The organism is Pseudarthrobacter sp. H2 (assembly GCF_050157045.1).
GTDB lineage: Bacteria > Actinomycetota > Actinomycetes > Actinomycetales > Micrococcaceae > Arthrobacter.
In genome coordinates this window covers 4,526,327-4,548,806 of sequence record NZ_CP189594.1, presented here as the reverse complement: position 1 = coordinate 4,548,806, position 22,480 = coordinate 4,526,327, and the positions used below count along the sequence as shown (strand labels likewise).

Below are 22,480 nucleotides of genomic sequence, written 5' to 3'. Positions count from 1 at the left end.
TGCCGCGGACAGGCCACGGACCATTCCGTATTGCCGCCCAAGTGTTTTGGGAACGCACTACTCGTCTTTTACGAATCCGCTACTCGATTATCCGTGCGCCATCGTGCCCCGGCAGGCCCCAAGCTATATTGGCATCAGCACAGCCATCTGGTCAGGGCTTCCGCTCCAACCCGGAGCGTTATCCCGGACCTTTGTTTTGCAGAAACAGTGGCCTGTGGAGGATAAACAGGTCAGCCGGGCTCCATTGTTTCGACCAAAAGCATGAAGCCCTGGCTGAACGGTCTCTTGGGGATGAAATTGGGGGGGCCCATGGTTTTGTTCGGCCGAGACAAGGAACTCGCACGTGTCCTGGCGCTGATCCGGAGCTCCCGGGAATCCGCCATGGCAGTCACCGGAAACCACGGGAGCGGAAAGTCGTCGCTCCTTGCGGAAATCCCGAAGTTGCATGGCCACCGCACGGTGGCTTTCCGTGCCAATCCTTCAGAATCCTCCTGGCCCTTTTCCGGCCTGACCGCGCTGCTCAACGGAATTGACGACGCCATGCTCGGACCGGCCATTGAATATGTGACCGACACCCCGGCCGGAGAGACGGACCTTTCGGCCGTGTCGTCGCTGCTGCTCGCCGCGCTCCGGCATCAATCCGCAGTCAGGACCGTGGTGGTGGTGGACGACGCCGACGAACTGGACTCCGCGAGCCAGACGGTTCTCGGCTTCCTGGCCCGGCGCCTGGCGGGTACGGGAATCGTGCTTATTGTCAGCATCCGCCGCGAGGCTCCTGAGAGCCCCTTTGCCCGGCTTGCTTCGCTTCATTTGCCGGATCTGAGCCACCGCGACACCGTGAGAATGCTCGAATCGATGTCGGCGGGACAAACCGGAACTGCAGCCCTGCACGCTGTCGCTACCGCCACCGAGGGGAATCCGCTGGCATCGATTGAATTGTTCAATGCACTGGCGCAGCGCCAATTGCAAGGCCAGGATGCGCTGCCCGTCCCCTTACATTGGACGGGGAGTTTCGAAATCGATCTTGCCGGAATGATTTCGGGGCTTTCGCCCCGTGCACGACGGGCTCTTGAGATCCTTTCCCTTTCATACCGCAGCAGCGTCGGCGTCCTGGAAGGGATGGCAGGCGACCTCTGGCCCGGGGTGGACGAAATCCTCTCCGCCGGGATCGCGGTCCGTTCCGGCCCCTACCTGAGAATCCAGAACCAGATGCTGCGGGCCCACGTTTTCTCGGCAATGTCACCCGAGCAACGGTCCGCCGATCATCAGGCGTTGGCCGCCATTGCGGACACTGCGGATCCCCTGGCGTGGCCCTGGCACGTGAGCTATACGCCCGAGGCGCGGCGGGACACGTCGTTCAGCCTGCTCCGTTTTGCCGTTGAACTGGTGAGGGCCGGGGAAATGCAATCCGCGGTGGAGTATGTCGAACGGGCCCTCATGATCAATCCCTGGGAAGCGGAAACAGCCGCCCGTCTCGGTACGATCGCGGAGGTCCTGTTCAGCAGGGGCGAGTTCGTCCACGCGAAACGCTACCTGGACTGGGCACAACGCATCACGAAAAACCGGGCCCTGACCCTTCGCCTCACGGGACTCGATTTCCAAATCGGGCTGATGCAGGGCCATTCCGTCAGGCCGAGCATGCTGCTGCGCCTGATCACGGAATTCGGGCATCATGATCCGGCCTTCTCCGCCTGCCTTTTGTCCATCGGCGCTATCCACATGGCGGAACGCTGGCAGATCGAGGACGCCGAACGTCTGCTTGAGCGCGCGGAGCAATTCCGGGGCTCGGCATCCGGCGAGGCCCGGGCAGTGAACCAGCGTGCCAGGCTGCTGACGGACGCCGTGAAGGGGAGCATCGAACGGATTTCGCGGGCGGCTGACGGCGGCGGCAACAGCTCGGTGGCGTCCCTGCTTCTGAAGGGGCGCGCCCTCAGCTACGCCGAGAACTATGAGGGAGCACGTGACCTCTTCGCCCTCGTCCGGAATCTGAGCGCGGTCAGTGATGCGAACTGGAGCGAGACCGCCCGCTACTTCGCGGCCGAGAATGAAATCCGCGCCGGGAATGTTCGCTCTGCGATCGCGCTGATAGACGAAATCTCCGGTTCAGTAGCGAGCCAGCAATACCACCGCGGAATGCGCAACAATCTGCTCCTTTGGCGCGCCTATGCAGTGGGAGACGAAGTGGAGGCCCGGTCCCGCCTCGCGGAAGCTCAACGGGTCGCCAGCGCTGACACTCCACCGCAAGCCGCGGCGCAGCTCCTGGCGTGCCAAGGGCAGTCTGCGCTGATGCACGGCGACCTTCAGGAGGCAGGTGCCATGCTCGCCCGGGCTGCCGAGATCGGCATGGACTTCGCCAATCCCGCCCTGCTGCGCTGTGAGTCCGATCTGGTCGAAGCACTCGTCAGGTCGGGCCATCGGCGCGAAGCCGCCCGGACGCTGACAAGGCTGGAATACCGGTCAGCCGGCCTGAAATCCCGGTGGCTTAGCATGGCCGTGTCCCGTTCACGAGCCCTGGTGGCGGAGGGCGAAGCGTCTCTTGAACTCTTCGTCCAGGCATTGGAGACCTGCCAGAAGGACGATTCCGTCTTCGAGCGGGCCCGGACCCTGCTCTGCTATGCCGAGCGGCTGAAGGGTTCCGGCAGGCCGAAGGACGCAAAGAACGCGCTACTGAGGGCAAAAGCGCTCTTCGAAGAACTGGGCGCCGACGCGTGGACGCGGCAAGTGGACACGCTGCTTCTCGGCGACCGCGTCGAAGCCGTTCCGGAAATCCAGAACCGGGCCCTGCTGCTGCTCTCGGACCACGAACGCGAACTGGTGCAGTTGGTGGCCAGGGGCCGGCGGAACAAGGAAATCGCGGCATCGCTGTTCGTATCTGTTCGGACAGTCGAAGTGCGCCTTACGGGGATATATCGAAAGTTGGGGGTCCAGTCACGGTCCCAACTGACGTCCCTGACATCGGCCCGGGAGCCGCTCCCGGCCACCGGGCCGGTACGCGAGACGTCCCCGCGCGAGACGTCCCCGGTGGCCGTCTGAGGGACGGCCTGCGCTCCGTGCCCGGAGGTGAAATCCCGCAGATCCCGCACACTTCCCGCGGGTCGCCCACATCGGGACTTCCGTTCCCGTTTTTGGCCGTCCGCGAGGGCTAGCTTGGCCAGGAGGGCAACGAAGTCCGGAACAGATCGGTTCCGGACCCGACGGTTCGGCGAGAGAGGCAGACGGGGACAAAGATGGTTCCAACGGCACGCCGGGACAGGATCCGAGGCGGGATCCTGCCTGTTTTCCCCGTAGATCCCCTGCCGGGCGGGACCGTTCCCCGGACCGCCCCTTCGAGGTTCAATCCGGCCGCCTCCGGCCGGATTGCCGGGTCCGTTGCTGCACAACGGACCTACGAAGAAGAGCCGGCCGCATCTGGGCCTGACGGAACCCGGGTTCCCATGCTGCCGGACTTCTTCGACAACAGCAGGCGGGTGAAGTGATGAGTGAGCTTTTGCTGATCGGCGCGAGCGGCCTGGCACGCGAAGTGCTTGCCACGGTGCGCAGCAGCGGGCAGTACGACGTGGCCGGTTTCCTGGACGACGATGAGGAACTGTCCGGGATCGACGTCGACGGCGCGCCTGTGCTGGGACCCGTCGATGACGCGGCCGACTACCTGCACGCGTTCGTGCTGGTCTGCCTGGAGTCCGGCCGGGCCCGGAAGACCGTGGTGGACCGCCTGGCTTCCCTGGGTGTTGCGCCGATGCGGTACGCGACGGTGATCGACCCGGCGGTGCGGATGCCTGAGGGGTGCCGGATCGGCCGGGGCAGCATCCTGTTGCAGAACGTGACGCTGACGGCCTCGGTCACCCTGGGTTCGCATGTGGTGGCCATGCCCGGCGTCACGTTCACGCACGACGACGTCGTGGCGGATTTCGCGACGTTCGCCGCCGGGACTTCCCTGGGCGGTGGTGTCCGGATAGGCCGTGCCGCCTCCCTCGGCATGAATTCCAGTGTGCGGGAACGGACATCCATCGGATCGTACGCCACCGTCGGCATGGGCGCCGCCGTCCTGAACGATGTTCCCGAGGGCGAGACATGGGTCGGGGTCCCGGCGCACGCCGTCGGCCGCGGAGGTTTCAACCGGGCATTCGCGTGAACCACACGGCAACTGCAGAAGGGGCTTGAATCATGAACTTTCCGGTATCGATCCCGCTCGTCGACCTGGGAGCACAGCAGGAGGAAATCGCCGACGAGGTCGAAATCGGCCTGAAGGAAGTCTTCGCCCAGACCTCCTTCGTTGGCGGCCCGCCCGTGGCCGAGTTTGAAGAGGCCTACGCGGAGTTCCTTGGCGTCCGCTACTGCGTCGGGGTGGGCAACGGTACGGACGCGCTGGAACTTGCCCTGCGCGCGTGCGGGGTCCGGGCCGGCGGTGAAGTCATTGTTCCCGCCAATACCTTCATCGCCACGGCGGAGGCGGTGTCGCGGATCGGCGCGACGCCGGTCCCCGTGGACGTGGATCCGGTGCACCTTTTGATCGACCCCGCACGGGTGGCTGAGGCAGTGGGACCCCGGACCCAGGCCATCGTCCCGGTCCACCTTTTCGGCCAGACGGCCCCGGTCGAACGGCTGGAATCCCTGGCGGCAGCCTGCGGGGCGGCCATCGTGGAGGACGCTGCCCAATCGCAGGGCGCAACCCGGCACGGACGCTTCGCCGGCACCCTGGGCCATGCCGCCGGCACCAGCTTCTACCCCGGCAAGAATCTGGGTGCCGCCGGCGATGCCGGAGCAGTCACCACGAATGATCCCGATGTTGCGGCGCGGGTGCGCCTGCTCGGCGCCCACGGCAGCAGGGTCAGGTACCAGCACGAGGCGATCGGGATGAACTCCCGGCTCGACACCCTGCAGGCCGTGGTCCTGAATGCCAAGCTGCGACGGCTGCACGGCTGGAACGAACGACGGCGGGAGGCCGCCGACCGGTACGCGTCGCTGCTGGCAGGGCTGCCCGGCGTCGTCCTGCCGGCCACCGCCGAGGGCAACGTCGACGTATGGCACCTCTACGTCATCCGGGTGGAGGACCGCGACCGGGTCCTGGCCGAGCTGCAGGCGGCAGGTATCGGTGCCGGCATCCATTACCCGGTTCCGCTGCACCTGAGCCGGGCCTACCGGGAACTGAATCTCGGCCGCGGTGCATTCCCGGTGGCAGAGCAGGCCGCCGGCACCATGATCTCCCTGCCGATCTATCCGCACATCACGGAGGCGCAGCAGGAACGCGTGGTGGGCGCACTCCAACGTTCGCTCTATCCCGCAGCGCTACATGGGGGGGCAAGGTGAGCACCCCATGACCATAAATTCAAGCAAACACCGGGCCAGGAAAGATCAGTTGCCCATCCTGACCACACAACCCATGGTGGAATCCAATCTCACGGCATCGGTGAGACGGGGTGCCATCTGGTCCGCAGGAGCCACCATCTTCCTGCGCCTAGGCAACATCCTCCTTATGGCGGTCGTCGCCCGAATTGTCTCCCCTGAGGAACTGGGCATCTTCGCCTTAGCCGTCACAGTGCACGCTGTAGTCGTCACGATGGCTGAACTTGGTGTTGCCAGCGCCATCGCCCGGTCAGACCTTGATGTGGACAAGATTGCACCGACGATTGTCACTATCTCAGTTGTGGGCAGCTTGGTCCTCGCAGTCCCGATGGCTGTATTCGCGGATCAGCTCGCCCAATTTGTTGGCAACGAAGATGCCGGTAATGCGCTAAGAATCCTCTCAATTGGCGTCGCTTTGATCGGACCCTTGGCGGTTCCCGGAGCACTGTTGCAACGCGAATTCAGGCAGAAGATCCACTTCTGGGCATCAGCCGCATCGTTCATTCCTGGCAGTGCCACGTTAATTGTCCTTTCCATCTTGGGAGACGGAACAGAGGCGTTCGCATGGTCCAGAATCGTTGGACAGTTGGTCACGGCTGGAGTCATCCTCGCTTGTTCTTCCCGTTTGTACCTACCCGCACTAAACAAGTCTCTGCTACGACCCCTTCTCGCCTTCGGTCTGCCGCTTTCAGCAGCTAATCTCTTGAGCCAGGTCCTTCTAAACGCAGATTATGTCTTCATTGGACAACTCTTGCCGGCAGCAGATCTCGGAATTTACTTTCTGGCCTTCGGCATCGCGATGTGGCCCACGGCCGTGATCGGATCCATGCTCAACAGCGTCGTTCTCCCTGCAGTGTCCGGAGTCCTGCGTGACGGAGGCGACGTGGCGGTGGCGGTGGTGCAAGGCGCGCGGACTATATCGTTGGTCGTTTTCCCTTTGGGTGCTTTCCTTTTTACATTCGCCGATCAACTTATCTTGACCATCTACGGACCGGCATGGGTTTCCGCCGGGCCCGTGCTGTCCATCCTGGCGGCCTATGGGGTGCTCTTCGTTTTTGGGCTGTTTATGGCAAACATCATGATCGCCATGGGCAAAACAGTGATCCTTGTCGGCGTCCAGGTGGCAGCCCTTGCCGCCCTCATTCCGGCACTTTGGACGGGCATAACCCTTGGGGGCCTTGTGGGCGCCGCCATTGCCCACATCGTGGTCATAGGTGCCGTCACCTCGCCCGTCTACCTTCTGGGCCTTCGCCGATCTACGTCTGTACGGCTCAGCGTCCTCTTTAAGGCAATTCGGGCTCCGGCACTGTCAGCGGGAATCACGGCCATCATCGCATGGATTATTACCCTCCCCTTACGAGGCACCGGGCTATCCATCCTTTGTGGAGGATTCGTGGGCTTGGTTGTCTACACCATGCTCAACCGCCAAGCGCTGGCCAACCTGCTACCCGGTACTGCAGGAGACCTTCTTCGCGGCCCCGCATTTCGTTCAACTTCTTGGCTAGCCTTATGGAGGAAAAGACTGTGAGAAACGGCTTCTATCCCAGGGTTCGGGATGCTGACGATGCCCTCAGAGACAGCGTGCGAAACCAAGAATCTCTACGCTGCACATCAGTCCAGAAGCGTCCAATGCGAATCGGCATCGGCCTTGCCGGATTGCAGTTCGGTGGCTGTCAGATCAATGCACTTGATCTTGCTAAGGAACTGACCAGACGGGGACATGAAGTGGTCGCATTTGCCATTCACGATACGCCTCTGATCTCAGTTGCACCCCTGGCGGACAAACTGGGCATTGCGCTCCATATCCTTCCCGTCGAGAAGAACCCGTTTCGACAGGCGCGGCATGTGGCCAAGCTCGTAAGCGATCATCGACTCGACATCGTGCATGTCTTCGGAGCATGGCTCGCCGAGCCGACCACGCTCGCGCTACGGTCACGGCCGGAAACAGCGCTCGTGGTGACCAATTGGACAATGGACAATATCAAGGGCCTGCCACCGATGACCCCCTTGATCCTCGGGACCGAGTCCTTACAGGAGGAGGCAGCCCACGCGGTGCGCTCAGCACCCGTGTGGGTGCTCGAGCCTCCCGTCGACACGACCACTGACCAGCACGACGAGCGAGCCCGTTCCGCGTTTCGGGAGCAGTGGTCCGTAAACGGCACGACGACCTTGCTTGTCATAGTCTCTCGCCTGGACTACAACATGAAGGCCGAGGGGATTGCCGATGCGATTCGGGCGATGGAGCTTTCGCCGGATCCCACACGCCAGCTTGCAGTAGTTGGTGGCGGCGACGCCCAACACGCGCTTTCCCAACTGGCGGACGAGGTAAACACCGCTCTCGGTTGGCGCGCCGTGGTTATGACCGGACCTTTGGAAGATCCCAGTTCGGCCTACAGTGCCGCCGACCTCGTCCTTGGCATGGGCGGCGCGGCTCTCAGGGCCCTCGCCTTCCAGAAGCCACTAGTGGTACTAGGTGAAGATGGATTCTCAAAACCGTTCACCCCCGAGACCGTTGGCTACTTTCTGCATGAGGGCTTCTATGGACGCGGCAACATCCACGATCCAGTCAACTCCTTGCATACGAGTATCGTGTCCACGCTCGCACTCGCCCGGTCCAGTGATCTTGCCCATTGGGGGCGCCAAGTCCTGTTGACGCGTTTCTCGCTTTCGAGAGCGGCCGACAGGCTGTTGACGATTTATGACATTGCCCTCAAGCGAACCACGAGCCTTCGCCGGGCGGCAGACGCAACATATGTCTCAGCCCGATACCTTGCGGGACGCTCGCGCCACGCATGGCAGGTCGTGACGCGAATTTCTCAACCGGGGGGTATGAAATGACGATCAATCTCGTCCGCCAACCGCCTAGACTGCCTACCCCGGCCGCGGCCCAAGACCTGTTGATGGAGGAGGCCTACCTTCACCGGCGACTGGTTGCCGGCCCATTGATGGCCCTCTTGCCCGGAACCGCCTTGAACAGGACATTACAGAAAAGGAGGCATCAGTGGCGACCGGAATGAAGCGCCTGGCCGTTGTCACGCCCAGTTACGGGCCGGACAGCGAACTCTGCCGCGACCTGAACCGCTCCGTCCTGCGGTGGACTCCGGAGGACGTCCGGCACCACATCATCGTGCCCAGGCGGGACCTGCCGGTCTTCCGGATGCTCGCCAATGACCGGACCACCATTCACGATGACAGGGAATTCCTGCCCTCAACCATCCGTCGGCTGCCGCTGCTGAACATATGGATCAACACGCGGCGGCCCTGGCATCCCGTGCGCGGCTGGATCACGCAGCAGCTGATCAAGCTCGCTGCCGCGGCGGCACTGGACGCTGATGCGGTGCTGCTCATGGATTCGGACATGGTTCTTGTGGCCCCCACCGACCTGGCGTCGTTCCAGCATGACGGCAGCCTTGCGCTGTACCGGCACCCCGGGGCCGTCCACGCGGGCCTGCCCCGGCACCGGCAGTGGCTGAAGTCTTCGCACGGTCTGCTGGGCCTGGACGCGCCCGGGCCTGAGGACCTCACTGACTACATCTGCTGGCCCTGCGCGTGGGATCCGGAAACGGTGCGGTCCCTGCTCCGGCGGGTGGAGGATGTCCAGCAGGTCCCCTGGCAGACTGCCTTGGCTTCGCAGCTCCATTTCTCCGAAATGATGCTGTACGGCGCCTACGTTGACGGTGTCCTTGGCGGGTCGCCAGCTACGACTTCGTCGATGAACAGTGTTGCCTACTCGGCAGAAGCGCCGTTGGGCCTTGACGAGATCAGCGCGCTGCTGCACAGGGCCGGCACCGTGCAGTCCGTGATGATCTCGGCCAAATCCGGGATCTCCTACGACGTACGGGCGCAGGCCCTGCAGGAATTCGCGGACTTCGTGTCCGGCAGTGGCACCATCGCTGGCCGTGCAGGATGACGGCGATCCAGCACCGCGTCAGCGGGTTGTTGAGGGTCCTGAAGACCCAGGGGACAGCCGGCGTGGCCACGGCTGTGGCCAAACGCCTGGTGAACAGGATCAACGAGCACGTGGACCTGGCCGCTGCTGAACTGCCGGTGCGTCCCGAGGACCTCGCCGACTCCAGTGCCCTGCCGCCCGCCACAGCGAGGACAGCCGGGGGCAGGAAATTGCGGATCGGCTGGGTGTGCGCACCGCCCTCGGCCGGTTCAGGCGGCCACACCACCCTGTTCCGGATGGTTGAAATCGCCGAGCAGCGGGGCCACGAGTGCACCCTGTTCCTCTACGACAAAAATTCCGACGATGTGTCCCGACACGAAGCTGTCATTAGGGAGCACTGGAAGAACCTGAAGGCGGGCGTCCACAGCGCGACTGCCGGGATGGCCGGCATGGACGCGGTTGTTGCCAGTTCCTGGGGGGCCGCCCACGTGGTGGCAATGCGTGCTCCGAAAACGGCCAGCAGGTTCTACTTCATCCAAGACTTCGAGCCTTACTTCTACCCGCGGGGGGCGCTCTACAGCTTCGCCGAGGATACGTACCGGTTCGGGTTCACCAATATCGCCCTCGGCGAGATGATCGCGACCAGGCTCCGGACGGAAGTCGGCATTGAACCCGACGCCGTCGTGCCCTTCGGCTGCGATGACGTTGAGTACAGGCTGTTGCCACGGGACGCCTCGGCATCACCACGCTCCGGCGTGGTTTATTACGCGAAACGCAACGTGGACCGCCGGGGGTACCTCTTGGCCAGGCTCGCCCTCGAAGAGTTCCACGGGGAGCACCCCGACCAGGAGATCCACGTGGTCGGCGACCGGATTTCAAACTGGTCCATTCCGGTCAACAACCACGGATCCCTGACCCCAAGGGACCTGAACGTCCTCTACAACCGGACCGTTGCCGGACTCGCTCTGTCCTTCACCAACATCAGCCTTGTCCCGGAAGAGCTGATGGCAGCAGGAAACGTCCCGGTGATGAACGACCACGAGTTTTCCCGGGCGGTCCTGAACGCCCCGCACGCAATCTGGGCGAAACCCACACCCCGGGCGATCGCCCGCGCTCTGTCCAATGCCGTCACGGCCCCGGACATCGACGGACGGGCCCGGCTCCTCAGCGCACCGGGCGGCCGCGGATGGACAACCACGGCAGTGCTGGTGTCCCAGACCATCGAGGCGGTCTGCGCAGATCCAGGCACCAGCCGGCCCGAAGCCTGGGTTCTGGAGCCGCACAAATGAACAGGGCAGGCAAGGGCCAGCCGGGACGGGCCGCCCGCGGACGCCGTTCCCGTCTGCCTGCCGCCGTCCAGGCCACGACGGGGGTTCCGTTCCTTATTCGTGCCATGGCTTTTTGCATCTTCTTTTTTCCGTCCTCGATGGTTTTCAAACCCATTGGGGCCGCCGGAACCGTACCAATGATCCTGGCCGTCATTGTTTTTGGACTGTGGGTTTGCAGCAGCATCTTCGGCCTGCATGATCCACTCCGGGTCAGGCATCCCGGCCGCCTGGCGGTGGGCATCCTCTTCCTGGCAACCAGCGCGTCCTATGTAGCCCTGTACGCCGGCATCACCGGCGGCAGCACGGAGGTGGCCCGCGCATCCGGTGACCGGTGGATGATACTGTTGCTGGCCAGCTTAGGCATCGTCATAGCCCTGGGCGAAGTTGTGCGAAGCATGGACGACGCCATTGTCTTCATCCGGGCGCTGCTGGCCGGCGCCATCTTCTGCTGCCTGGTCGCAGCGGTCCAGTTCTTCTTCCATTTCAACCCGATGGAATGGTTCCGCATCGCGATGCCCGGCTTTGACTACAACGGCGGCGACACTCCATTCCAGTCACGTGGAGCTCTGCTCCGCGTTGCGGGCAGCACGTTCCACTCCATCGAACTGGCCGTGGTGTCCGCGATGCTCCTGCCCCTGTCGATCTGGCGTGTGATCTACGACCAGCACCGGCCACTGATACTTCGACTGCTGGGCCCTGCCCTGTTGATCTTCGCCATCGCATCCACCGTCTCCCGCTCCGGGATCCTCGGGCTCATCACCGGCCTGGCGATGTTCATTCCCCTCCTTCCGCGGACGCCCCGGCTGTGGGCGCTGCTGGCGGCACCACTGGTGCTGGGAGCCCTCTTCCTGGGGGTGCCGGGGCTGGTCAGCACGCTCACTTCTACCGTGACGTCGTCGGATTCCGACCCATCCATCACGACCCGGACCAACAACTTCCCGCGGGTCGAGGCGATGGTGTCCGACCGCCCCTGGCTGGGCCTGGGCCCGGGCAACTACGTTGCGGATTCGGCGATCCACATCCTCGACAACCAGTACCTCAACGCGACCGTGACTCAAGGCCTGGTAGGGCTGGTGGCCATTATCGTCTATCTCGTTTTGCCCGGCGTCAGCAACCTCATGGCCGCGCGCAGCACACGTGATCCCCAGCTCAGGTCATTGGCCGGTGCCGTAGGGGCCGGAGCTATTGTGGCGGGTGTCTGCTCCCTGACGTTCGATTCAATGTCGTTCCCGGTCTTTGCCCTCACCTACCCGGTCCTCGTGGGATTGGGCGGCGCCGTGTGGCTGATGATCAGGAACGAGACAAAGTCCACCGTGCGAGACGAGTTATATCTGTCCCCGCCTGTCCCAGACGTAGGAGCAGGCCGACCCCCCAAAGGAGAAGGCCCATGGACCCGATAGCAGTTTTCAGGACCATATGGCAGCACAGGATAGTGGCGGTTCCGATCGTCTTACTGACAGCCCTGGCAGGCATCTACGTCTTTCAGTTCGCGCCCCGGTCATACGAGTCGTCCGCGACATACGCCATGATTAATCCGGACATTCCAACCGAGTTGGATGTGGTCAAGAACCCCCAACTGGGCAACCTTAACCCCAAGAACCCCTACCTGCGTTCATCCGATCCCTCCCTAATTGTCCAGGTCATGCTGACGAAGATGAATGCCACCTCAACGGCGGACCTGCTGGCCTCTCAGGACCTGGGTGATCAATACACTGTCACCCGGGGCGTCGGCGGCATCAACGGCTTCCTGGTGGACATCACCGGCGAGGGCGAAACACCGGAAAAGTCCATCGCCACAACACGGGCCCTGGGTAAACTCCTGCAGCAGTACCTCTACGATGCCCAGAAGGTCAATGGGGCCGACGATGCCTACCTTTTTTCCTCTATTGTGGTGGCCACCCCTGATAAAGCGGCAGAACAATTCTCAAGCAGGCTTCGGGCACTCATCGTCGTTTTACTGTGTGGCGCGGTGATGATGTTCGGTGCCGTGTCGGTTGCCCGTTCGATGGCCGTGGCCAGGAAACGGCGGAAGCTGTTATCCGATGAACCGGAAGGACGGCCCAAAAGATGGCAGGGACCAACGGTGAACAAGTTCCGGGAAGAACAGACAGGTCCGTCAAGCCCCTCGGTGCTGGCCCCACACATTGACGGAGAACACAGCCAAGATGAATCCAAAGACCTAAAGGCAACGCAGGATCACCGTCTGGCCGGGGTCAAGAGATGACGGAGCGGACTGCGAAGGATCCGGTCCGCCTCGGATACCTTGTCCCTGAATTCCCTGGGCGGACGCACGGTTTCTTCTGGCGTGAAATAGGGGTCCTCACACAGCTCCGCATCCAACCGGACATCGTGTCCACACGGCGCCCCCGCAAGGATTCCGCCAACCAGGAATGGGGTGGGCAGGCCGAGGGGCTCACAACCTACCTGGCGCCGTCGTCCCTGCTGGAACTTGTGTCCATGGTGCGGGAGCTGCGCACATGCTCGCCAACGGTGAGGTTTACACGCATCCCGGCGCGGACTTCTGCCTAAGGAGGGAACCGGAACGGTGCATGACCGTGCGTCTATTTTCGTACCAGAACCGCAAGCTAATCGAGTCCGATGCATCAGCAGGGAGTTAAGATGTCCGCACATGCCCGAGGAGTAACTGCCACCAAACGCTCCCGATCCCGGAGAGTAGCGCAGACAGCCATCCTCGGACTGGCGCTGGCGGCGACGCTTAACGCCTGCCATGCCGTCGATGTGGCTTCGGTGGACACTTCCGCCACATCCTTGGAAGAGCTTCCACGGATCCCTTGGGAAGGAGGACCGGCGTATTTTGACCAGTTTGCCAAAGCGTCTGCCGCCGGTTGGAATGACCCCTCATTTTTTCCCATCGCCGTCTACATGGGCAAACCTGAGCACGCTCCTCAGCTAAAAGCTATGGGCATCAACACGTACATGGGGGCTGAGCATGACGGCTCGGCACTGTCGACCATCACGGACGACGGACTCTTTGTCCTCGCCCAGGACGAATGGTCACCCGCCGAGGTGGGAGACGACGGCCGCGTCGTCGGTTGGTTCGTGTCCGACGAATGCGACATCGGCCTGGGCTGCTCAGGGTTGGACGCCGCCGCAAACCTGGTCGACCAGCAGGGAAAGGTCGCCAGGATCCGCGGCCTCAACGACGGGCGCTTCGCCATGGCCAACTACTCCAATGGCGTCCTGGACACCTATTGGGCCCAAGGATCAATGGCGGGGCTGATGGACGTGGTTGACGTTGCCAGCGTGGACAAATACGCGTATACCAGTCCCTTCGTGGATGACCAGATCGTTCATTCGCCGCATTGGCCCGAAGGCGCCAAGCCAGCCACCTCCGCCGCATATGGCTGGTTGGTGGACCGGATGCGGTCGTACCAGGACCCGGCTGGAAACAAGCCCAACTGGATTTTCGTCGAGTCGGCAATGCCGCTCCTGCGGGACCAAGGCTCTTTGACCATCTCCATGGAACAGTTGGAGGGGGCTGCCTGGTCGGCCATCATTCACGAGGCCAGGGGGTTGGCGTACTTCCAGCACAACAACGGCACACGCTGCGGTTTTTACTCCCTGGTGGACTGCGATGCCGAACGACTCAGCGGTATCCGGGCCATCAACAAAGGCATCACGGCCCTCGCCCCGGTCCTGAACACGCAGTCGTATCAGCACAGGTTCAACACCACCACGGAAACCATGCTCAAGACCTACGAGGGATCCGCGTACATCTTCGCCGGCATCGGCCTGGGGCAGTCACCTGGTGCCAAAGCCTTCAACCTTCCGGTGGGAGTCACCGGTTCAATAGTGGAAGTCGTTGGTGAAAACCGGACCCTGACTGTTGTGGACGGATCCTTCACCGACACCTTCGCCAGTGAGTTCTCCCATCACACGTACAAGGTGGCCATCTAGGAACGGAGCAAAGACCGCCCTTCACCGTGCGGGCTGTGCCAGGCTGATGGGCTCTCCGAGGGCGGCCGCTTTGAGGACGTCCGCGTGACGCCTAAGGCACAGCGCGCCGTCGAATCTCGCCGCGGCCTCCGCTGCAAAGCTTCCCGGTGCGCGGTCCGACATTTGATCCCGGGTAAACGAAATCATTGCCTCCACCAGCTCATCCTGGTTGTTCTGGCGCTGGAATCGCGCCGCAGTCATGCTCTCCCAGTCCACTTCCAGGGGGTTGCCAAGCGGGTTGCAGACCAGCCGCCCCCATTCCGGGCGGTCGGCCAACTGTTCAACGGCACCGCCCACATCACTGACGATTACCGGCACGCCAGCCACCAAAGCCTCCATTGACGAAAGGGCCCACCCCTCGAAGAACGAGTCGAGGACGAAGCCGTCGGCTGCTGACAGCAGGACGCGCGGATGAGGCGAGTGGTCCCGCAGGTGCAGCCGGTCGCCGTTCTGCATCTTGCCCTTCAACCCCACCACCTGCCCCGCATAGGCTGTGTCGTCCGGGCGCCCGCAGATCAGCAGGTGGGCCCGGGGGACCGTGCCTGCAACCCGCGAAAACGCCGTGGCCAGGCCGTAGGTGTTCTTCTGGATGCAGTGGCGTGACAGGGACAGGAACAGATATTCGTCATTGAGCCCGAGTATCTTCCGGGCCTGTTCACGTGGCATCGCCTGCTGGCGATGGGCTGGCACGCCGTTGGGGATGGTCACCACCGAGGCCGGATCGCAGCTGCTGTGGATGGCCAGGTACTGCCGGCGGACCATTTCGCTGACGCTCACCAGGCCTGCAAGCAATCTACGGCGGCCTGCGACTTCGGACGTGGCCGCGTTGAACTCGTTATGCATACCGTGGAGCGTCTCAATGGCAGGCACCGAACACCTTGCTGCCGCCTCGAGCACCCAGTTGGGGGCGCCATGGATACTGAGCACATCGGGTTTCCAGTCCCGGATCCAAGCTTCGCAGTTTTCCCTGCCCACATTGGCAATTTCGATGCCCTGCTTCCGGAGGACCTGTCCCAGGCGCCCTAGCGGACTCGCGCCGTCCGTGGGCGCATGCAGGATTGCCACACTCAGGCCGAACTGCGGCAAACCCCGTGCCAGGAATCCGACCACCTCGTCCATGCCACCGGCATCCAGCGTTTCGGTCGCGATCAGGCACCGGACATTCGCGCTGCCCTGACCCCGACTGTGCGGAAGGGTGCCGGGATGAGCCACGTCAGCGCTGACCGGGTCGGGCCACTGTACTTGCACCGAAGTATTGTCGGGGATGAGCGGCTTCGTCCAGTCCGCCACCGGCGCCATCTCCAGGGTGACAGCCCGGCTCAGTTGCCCCCGCACCAGCTGCCTGACCCCGGCGGGTACCAGCGTGGAATGTCGCTGCATGAACAGGAAAGTCCGGGTAAGGAGTTCGCGCCCGAGCCTCCGGGGAAGATCAGTGTTGAGCTTACTCACGGGTTGTGTCGTCCCTTTCCCACTCGTTGGACCGGATGGCGCGCCGGCGCCCGAGTCAAGCGAACACTGCGGCGCCTTGACTGGTGCGTCAGTCAGTTGTCACCTATGCCCCTTCGCCGGGGACCACTCGGTCTCCCGCTATGCAGTCCGGAACCGGGGGCTGCAAGCCAAGAAGGCATCTGTGTCTGACAACCGTAGACACGCCGAACCCCCGTTCATAGGTGTAGTCACCGGGGTCTGTGGGTATCCGCACCAGCTATGTGGTGCCCGCCGGCACGCCAGGCTACGCCGCAGTCCGGAAGAACCGTTCGGTGACCGCGGCCAGCCGGTACGGGTCTTCCACGCCGCAGAGCTCGCGCGCGGAATGCATCGAGAGCAGGGGCACGCCGACGTCGACCGTCCTGATCCCGAGCCGGGTGGCCGTCAGCGGCCCGATCGTGGAGCCACAGGGCATCACGTTGTGGGAGACGAATTCCTGGTACGGGATGCCGGCCGCGGTGCACAGCCGGGCCCAGAAGGCGGCGCCGGGGGCGTCCGTGGCGTAGCGCTGGTTGGCGTTGATCTTCAGCAGCGGCCCGCCGTTCAGGGCCGGCCGGTTGGCGGGATCGTGCCGCTCGGCGTAGTTGGGGTGCACGGCGTGGCCGGCGTCGGCCGAGACGCAGAACGACGCCGCGAAGGCCTGCCGCCGCTGGCTCGCCGACGCGCCCAGCCCGTCGGAGATACGCACCAGGACGTCCTCGAGGAGGGGCCCGCTGGCGCCGGAGCGGGAGGCCGAGCCGATTTCCTCGTGGTCGAAGGCGGCCAGCACGGCGACCGGGGCGCCGTCGGGCAGCGGAGTGGACGCGTGCCCGATCAGGGCGGTGAGTCCGGCGTGCGTGGCCGAGAGGTTGTCCAGACGGCCGGAGGCGAAGAACTCGCCCTTGGCCCCGAACACCGCCGGCGCCTGGGTGTCTGCGACGACGACGTCGTACCCGCCGATCTGCGCCGGGTCGACTTTTGCCCCGGGGACCCGGGCCGCCAGCAGCCCCAGCAGGTCCTCGCCCGCCGGATCCCCGAGTCCGAAGACCGGATTCATATGCTGCTGCTTGTCCAGCGCCAGGCCTTCGTTCACCGCACGGTCCAGATGAATGGCCAGCTGCGGGAAGCGCAGCAGCGGGCCCGTGGCCGTGAGGTGCTGCGTGCCGTCCAGCATCACCAGGCGGCCGGCGAGCTGGAGTTCGCGGTCCAGCCACGAGTTCAGCAGCGGTCCGCCGTAGATCTCAACGCCGGCCTGGAGCCAGCCGAACTTGCCGGTGGTGGGTTTCGGCTTGAGTTTGAACGAGGGCGAATCGGTGTGCGCGCCCAGGATGTTGAACCCGGTAGTGGGCCCGGCGCTCCCGGGCGTCACCCAGGCGATCAGGGCGCCGTCGCGGATCACATAGTATTTGCCGGCGCCTGCCAAGCCGTTCCGGTGACCGGCGCCGCCGTCCGGGCGCCCGCCGCCCCAGGCCTGAAGTTCGTCCAAGCCGGTGAAGCCCGCCTCGTCCAGCCGGCGGGCGGCCTCGTGGACGGCGTGGAAGCTCGAGGGTGACGCGGTGACGTACGCCCCGAGGTCCCGGATGTGGTCTGCGGCAGTGGTCTGTGTTGGCATGGCTCCGAGTCTAGCGGCGCCCGCAGCCGTGGCTTCTTGTACCAAGACCTACACCGTGACGTTGAGCCCCGCCGCGTAGCCGCCGGATACCGAGCCCGCCATCGTGGCCAGCTGGTAGATCCCGCCGTCGTTGCCGAAGACGTTGTCGGACTTCAGCGTGGTCCGGGGGAAGTTCCGCGCGCTGGATTCGTAGCCGGCCGAGGCGTAGACCTCCTTGCAGGCCGCCTCGGTCAGCGCGATCTGGGAGACGGCCAGGACCTGGCCGGCCGCGGTGGCGTTGGACATGGACTCGAAGACTTCGAAGTGGATGTGCGGCCAGCGTCCGCTGTACGCGCCAGGGAAGATGGTCTTGAAGGTGACCTGCCCGTTGGCGTCCGCCTCCTGGACGCCGCGGAGGAAATTCTCGTTCTTCAGCCCGGAGTCGTACATGGAGTACCTGCCGTCCCGGTCGCAGTGCCAGGCATAGACGGCGGCGCCGGCCAGGGGCGTGCAGCCGTTGGCATTGTCGAGCAGGGTCAGCGTGACCGTCAGCGGCACGCCCCCGGCCGTGGTGGTGGAGGTCCCGAAGCTGGACGTGATGTCCTGCCGGATCACCCCGGAGGCCGCCAGCGCATTGGGCCCGTTGGAGCCGTCACCGGGATAGGGCCCGGCCGTCTCCTTCGGGATCTCGACGCCGCACTCGGCGATCGCGCGGGTCAGTGTCGGAGCGGCGGAGGGGACCGCCGTCGGAGTGGCGGCCGCGGGGGCCGTGGATGTTGCCGTGGCTGTGGCCGTGGCCGACGACGCAGGCGTGGTTCCGGGGCCGCTTCCGGAGGCGGCCGGCGTCGGGCCCCCCGGCGTGCATGCCGCCAGGGCCGCCGCGGTCCCGGCCCCGAGGAACAGGCCCAGGGAGCGGCGGCTCATCAGGGCGGAGAGATCGAATTCCAGGCCGCGGTCATGGTCGGGATGCGGCTCATGCATGGGCTGCGGGGATGGGTTCATGCCTCCATGGAACGTCCATTCGCTATGCCGTGACTAGGCCGGTCCTGTGAGCGCGCTGTACTCCCTGCGCCTGAGCGACCGGAACGCCGGCTGAACCGTCCGCGGACGGTTCAGCCGGTGCGGACTACGCTGCCGGTCCGGCGCCGACGCTGGCTTCCTCGGGGACGGTATCGGCCTGAATCTCGGCGCTGGAGAGTCCCGAGGCCTTCGCGCCCCGCCTGCGGTAGCGCCAAAGGCCGATGCCGACCACGACGACAGCGAGGGCCAGCGAGAGCACGAGAGACTCCCGCGTCGATTCGAGAATCACCATGCCGATCAGCAGTGCGACGATGCTGATGATGGCCATCCAGGTCAGGTAGGGGAAGAGCCACATCTTGAGCTGGAGGTCCTTGGCGGCTGCGCCCATCCGGCGGCGCAAGATCAGCTGCGAGCCTGCGATCACAAGCCACACGAACAGAGCGATGGCTCCCGAAGTGTTGACCAGGAACAGGAAGACCGTGTCCGGGGCGATGTAGTTCAGGCCGACCGTGATGAAGCCGACGAGGGTGGATGCAAGCACCGCGGCGGCGGGGACGCCGCGCTTGGAGATGCGCATCCAGGAGCGCGGTGCGTCGCCGCGGCGGGAGAGCGAGAACAGCATCCGGCTGGCGGTGTAGAGGCCGGAGTTGAGGCAGGACAGCACGGAGGTGAGCACGACGATGTCCATGATGGTGCCGGCGCCCGGGATGCCGAAGAGCTCGATCACGGCGACATATGGGCTCTTGGCCACCGAGGCGGAGTTCCAGGGGAGCAGGGTGACCACAACGGCGATGGAGCCAATGTAGAAGACAAGGATGCGCCAGACTGTGGACTTCACTGCCTTCTTGACGGCGTCGACCGGGTTCTCGGACTCGCCGGCGGCGATGGTTGCGATTTCAGCGCCGAAGAAAGAGAAGACGACCACCAGGATGCCCGCCAAAACCGCGCCGGGGCCGTTGGGCATGAAACCGCCGTTTTCGATCAGATTGCTCAGGCCCGGGGCGGGAACTCCGGGAATGAGGCCGAGGATGGCCGCCACGCCGAAGAGCAGGAACAGCGCGATCGCTGTCACCTTGATGGAGGCGAACCAGAATTCAAACTCGCCGAAAGACTTCACGGAGCCGAGGTTGGTGAGGGTCAGCAGCACCATCAGGAGCAGCGCCCAGACCCACTGATCGATGCCCGGCACCCAGCGGTGCATGATCGCGGCCCCTGCCGTGGCCTCGATCCCCAGGACGATGATCCAGAACCAGGCATAGAGCCAGCCGATGCTGAACCCGGCCCAGCGTCCCAGGGCCTTGTCTGCGTAGGTGGAGAAGGAGCCTGTTTCCGGGTTGGCTGCTGCCATTTCGCCCAGCATTCGCATGACCAGGATTACCACCAGCCCCGCCGCCATGTAGGCGATCAGGATGCCGGGACCGGCCTGCTGGATGGCGGCGCCGGATCCGACAAACAGTCCGGCGCCGATCACGCCGGCGATGGCGATCATGGACAGATGCCTGGGTTTCAGGGACTTTGAAAGCTGTTGGTCAGCGTGCATGGAAGCGCCGTCCTTCGTGAATTGTGCGGGCCCGGTTACAGGGGATGTGCTGCGGGCCACATGGTCGTTTCACCCTAGCCCGGGCCGGCGACAGTGCGTCCTGTGCAGTCACACAAATAACCCGCCGCGAGGCAGGGCGGTGCTCCAAAAGGTGGCGCAGAAGGCAAGTAAAGTTGCCTGAGGGGCAATTGTGAAATGTGCCTGAAACCACTGCTTCAGGACTCGGCGGTCAGGCCGGACTGCTACCGATCAGTAGCGGGCGGTCAGTAATCCGGGTTGCTCGTGGTCCCGAGCCGGCCTCGTGGGCGTACCAACTCGACCCCGCCGTCGGGCAGTGATTCCAGTGAAGGACGCGTCAGTCTGGCGGGCTGGCGCGTCCTTCACGGGTACAGCATCGATCATGCTCTGAGCCTAGACGATGGGAACCGGCGCCCGGCCTAGACGTCGCGCTTCTTCAGCAGCACGGCGGCCAAGAGGACCGGGATGAGAACCCAGGCGCCCAGGACGAGACCGGCCTGCCATGCCTCCAGGGTGTCGGTGACATGTTCGGCGGCGGTCATGGGCGGCAGGGTGTTGTCCGGGATGAACTTGCGGAGTTCCTTGACGAAGTCGCCCTGGATAATCTGCAGGGCAATCGGCAGGACAAAGAAGATCCCGACGAGGCTCATGATGCCGCCCGCGGAGTTACGGATCAGGGCGCCAAGGGCCATGCCGATGGCGGCAACGGCGGCAACGTAGACGCTGTTGATCAGCAGCGTCCTGAGGTAGTGGCCGCTGGAGATGTCCAAGGTGTGCCCGTACTGGTCGAAGATGGGCACTGCCACGAGGCCGGCCAGCCAGAGCGAAAGAGCGGTGACCAGGAAGGCGGAGACCACCACGACGAGGAGCTTGGCCAGGAAGGCCGGGATCCGCTTCGGCACGGCGGTGAACGTTGAACGCGCCATGCCCGTGGTGAACTCGGAACTGACGATCAGCACGGCCAGCGATCCGAGGATCAGCTGCGCGAAGGAGATCCCGGCGCTGGGCGCGGAGGCGGCGATGTCGCCTTGGGCGGCCAGGGCGGCGGCCCGCTGCGGATTCGCTCCGGAGGCCTGCAGGGCCTGGCCGATTCCCCACGCCGCGAGGGCGCCGACGCCCACAATGACGGCGATGGTTGCGCCGAGCAGGATCAGGGTGGACAGCAGGGTCCGGAACTTGATGAATTCGGAATGGAGCACGCGCAGGAAGCGCGGGCCCGGGCCGGTGCTGGTGCCGTTGCCGGACAGCGCGCGGCGGACGTCGGGCCCGGCGTGGGCGCCGCGGCGTGAGGGTGTGGGGTCGAGGGTGGTGGAGCTCATGCTTGGTTGCCTCCGGACTGGGCGGAAGCGGCAGCGCCCGCGGTGATCAGCGAATGGTATTCGACCTCATCCTTGGTCAGTTCCATGTAGGCCTCCTCGAGACTGGCCTGAAGCGGGGTGAGTTCGTAGATCATGACCTGGCGCTCGAGGGCGGCGCGGGCAATCTGCCGCGGATCAAGGCCCTTGACCTCCAGCAGTTCGTTCTCCTGCACCTCCACCGAGACGCCCGTTCCGGCCAGCGCGTGCATGAGCTGGTCCGGCTGGTCGGTGCGGACGCGCGTGCGGCTTTGGCCATTGCCGTTGATGATCTCCTGGATCGGGGCGTCGGCGATGATCCTGCCGCGGCCGATCACGATGAGGTGGTCCGCCGTGACGGCCATTTCGCTCATGAGATGGCTGGAAAGGAACACGGTGCGCCCCTCGGAGGCCAGATACTTGGCCAGGTTGCGGACCCAGACGACGCCCTCCGGATCGAGGCCGTTGACGGGCTCGTCCAGGATGACCGTCTGCGGGTCGCCCAGCAACGCCGCGGCTATTCCCAGCCGCTGGCCCATGCCGAGCGAGAAGCCCTTGACTTTCTTCCTGGCCACCTCGGCCAGGCCGGTCATTTCGATAACCTCGTGCACGCGCTTCCTCGGAATGCTGTGCGTCGCTGCCATCGCCAGGAGGTGGTTGTAGGCCGAGCGGCTCGTGTGGACGGCCTTGGCATCGAGCAGCGCACCGACGTCGCGCAGCGGGGCGGCATGACTGGCGAACGCGGCACCATTGACGGTGACGGAGCCCGACGTCGGCCGGTCCAGTCCCATGATCATGCGCATGGTGGTGGACTTGCCGGCTCCGTTCGGGCCCAGGAAGCCGGTGACCCGGCCGGCTTCGACGGTGAAGTTGACTCCGGCGACGGCGGTCTTGTCGCCGTAGACCTTGGTCAGGCCTCTTGCTTCGATCATGGAAGCGTTCCTTTGCGTAGCGGGATGTGCGGACCGTCGTGGACACGAGTCCGTGTGCACA

Annotated in this window: 16 protein-coding genes; 10 read left to right on the top strand and 6 right to left on the bottom strand. The window is 64.4% G+C overall.

The features are described from left to right. Window positions 1-309 precede the first annotated feature (309 nt). From ACQCSZ_RS21130 to ACQCSZ_RS21085, 10 genes are all read left to right on the top strand, one after another. Window positions 310-3,033, top strand: coding sequence for an AAA family ATPase (locus tag ACQCSZ_RS21130; RefSeq protein ID WP_427005588.1), 2,724 nt, complete (start codon window positions 310-312; stop codon window positions 3,031-3,033). A gap of 442 nt (window positions 3,034-3,475) precedes the next feature. After that, window positions 3,476-4,132 (top strand): acetyltransferase, encoded by a 657-nt coding sequence (locus ACQCSZ_RS21125; RefSeq protein ID WP_427005587.1) that lies wholly within the window; start codon window positions 3,476-3,478, stop codon window positions 4,130-4,132. A gap of 32 nt (window positions 4,133-4,164) precedes the next feature. Further along, on the top strand, window positions 4,165-5,307 hold the full coding sequence (locus tag ACQCSZ_RS21120) for a DegT/DnrJ/EryC1/StrS family aminotransferase (RefSeq protein ID WP_427005586.1): 1,143 nt from the start codon (window positions 4,165-4,167) through the stop codon (window positions 5,305-5,307). A 7-nt stretch (window positions 5,308-5,314) separates the two neighbouring features. After that, a complete protein-coding gene (locus ACQCSZ_RS21115; RefSeq protein ID WP_427005585.1) occupies window positions 5,315-6,871 on the top strand; it encodes an oligosaccharide flippase family protein in 1,557 nt (518 codons plus the stop codon). Between the two features lie 101 nt (window positions 6,872-6,972). After that, window positions 6,973-8,181, top strand: a complete 1,209-nt coding sequence (locus ACQCSZ_RS21110) for a glycosyltransferase (protein ID WP_427005584.1) — start codon at window positions 6,973-6,975, stop codon at window positions 8,179-8,181. 163 nt (window positions 8,182-8,344) lie between these two features. Further along, entirely contained in the window at window positions 8,345-9,253 is a 909-nt protein-coding gene (locus tag ACQCSZ_RS21105) for a DUF6492 family protein (RefSeq protein ID WP_427005583.1), read from the top strand. Next, window positions 9,250-10,521 carry a glycosyltransferase family 1 protein gene (locus tag ACQCSZ_RS21100; RefSeq protein WP_427005582.1) on the top strand — a complete coding sequence of 424 codons (1,272 nt, stop codon included), beginning with the start codon at window positions 9,250-9,252 and terminating at the stop codon, window positions 10,519-10,521. Before ACQCSZ_RS21105 ends, ACQCSZ_RS21100 begins: the two co-directional genes overlap by 4 nt. Further along, window positions 10,518-11,960, top strand: a complete 1,443-nt coding sequence (locus ACQCSZ_RS21095) for an O-antigen ligase family protein (protein WP_427005581.1) — start codon at window positions 10,518-10,520, stop codon at window positions 11,958-11,960. The genes ACQCSZ_RS21100 and ACQCSZ_RS21095 overlap by 4 nt, the downstream gene beginning before the upstream one ends. Then, entirely contained in the window at window positions 11,948-12,784 is an 837-nt protein-coding gene (locus tag ACQCSZ_RS21090; protein WP_427005580.1) for a chain-length determining protein, read from the top strand. Before ACQCSZ_RS21095 ends, ACQCSZ_RS21090 begins: the two co-directional genes overlap by 13 nt. A gap of 695 nt (window positions 12,785-13,479) precedes the next feature. Further along, entirely contained in the window at window positions 13,480-14,478 is a 999-nt protein-coding gene (locus ACQCSZ_RS21085) for a hypothetical protein (RefSeq protein WP_427005579.1), read from the top strand. 21 nt (window positions 14,479-14,499) lie between these two features. Here ACQCSZ_RS21085 and ACQCSZ_RS21080 read toward each other — a convergent pair whose 3' ends face one another. The 6 genes from ACQCSZ_RS21080 to ACQCSZ_RS21055 all read right to left on the bottom strand — a co-directional run bounded on the left by ACQCSZ_RS21080 (window position 14,500) and on the right by ACQCSZ_RS21055 (window position 22,419). Next, window positions 14,500-15,852 (bottom strand): glycosyltransferase family 4 protein, encoded by a 1,353-nt coding sequence (locus ACQCSZ_RS21080; RefSeq protein ID WP_427005578.1) that lies wholly within the window; start codon window positions 15,850-15,852, stop codon window positions 14,500-14,502. Window positions 15,853-16,249: 397 nt separating this feature from the next. Continuing rightward, a complete protein-coding gene (locus tag ACQCSZ_RS21075; RefSeq protein WP_427005577.1) occupies window positions 16,250-17,596 on the bottom strand; it encodes a M18 family aminopeptidase in 1,347 nt (448 codons plus the stop codon). A 48-nt stretch (window positions 17,597-17,644) separates the two neighbouring features. Then, window positions 17,645-18,556 (bottom strand): intradiol ring-cleavage dioxygenase, encoded by a 912-nt coding sequence (locus ACQCSZ_RS21070; protein ID WP_427008406.1) that lies wholly within the window; start codon window positions 18,554-18,556, stop codon window positions 17,645-17,647. Window positions 18,557-18,701: 145 nt separating this feature from the next. After that, on the bottom strand, window positions 18,702-20,135 hold the full coding sequence (locus tag ACQCSZ_RS21065) for an amino acid permease (protein ID WP_427005576.1): 1,434 nt from the start codon (window positions 20,133-20,135) through the stop codon (window positions 18,702-18,704). Window positions 20,136-20,572: 437 nt separating this feature from the next. Then, entirely contained in the window at window positions 20,573-21,472 is a 900-nt protein-coding gene (locus ACQCSZ_RS21060) for an ABC transporter permease subunit (RefSeq protein WP_427005575.1), read from the bottom strand. Continuing rightward, window positions 21,469-22,419: an ABC transporter ATP-binding protein gene (locus ACQCSZ_RS21055; RefSeq protein ID WP_427005574.1), complete on the bottom strand. Its 951-nt coding sequence runs from the start codon at window positions 22,417-22,419 to the stop codon at window positions 21,469-21,471. Before ACQCSZ_RS21055 ends, ACQCSZ_RS21060 begins: the two co-directional genes overlap by 4 nt. Window positions 22,420-22,480 lie beyond the last annotated feature (61 nt).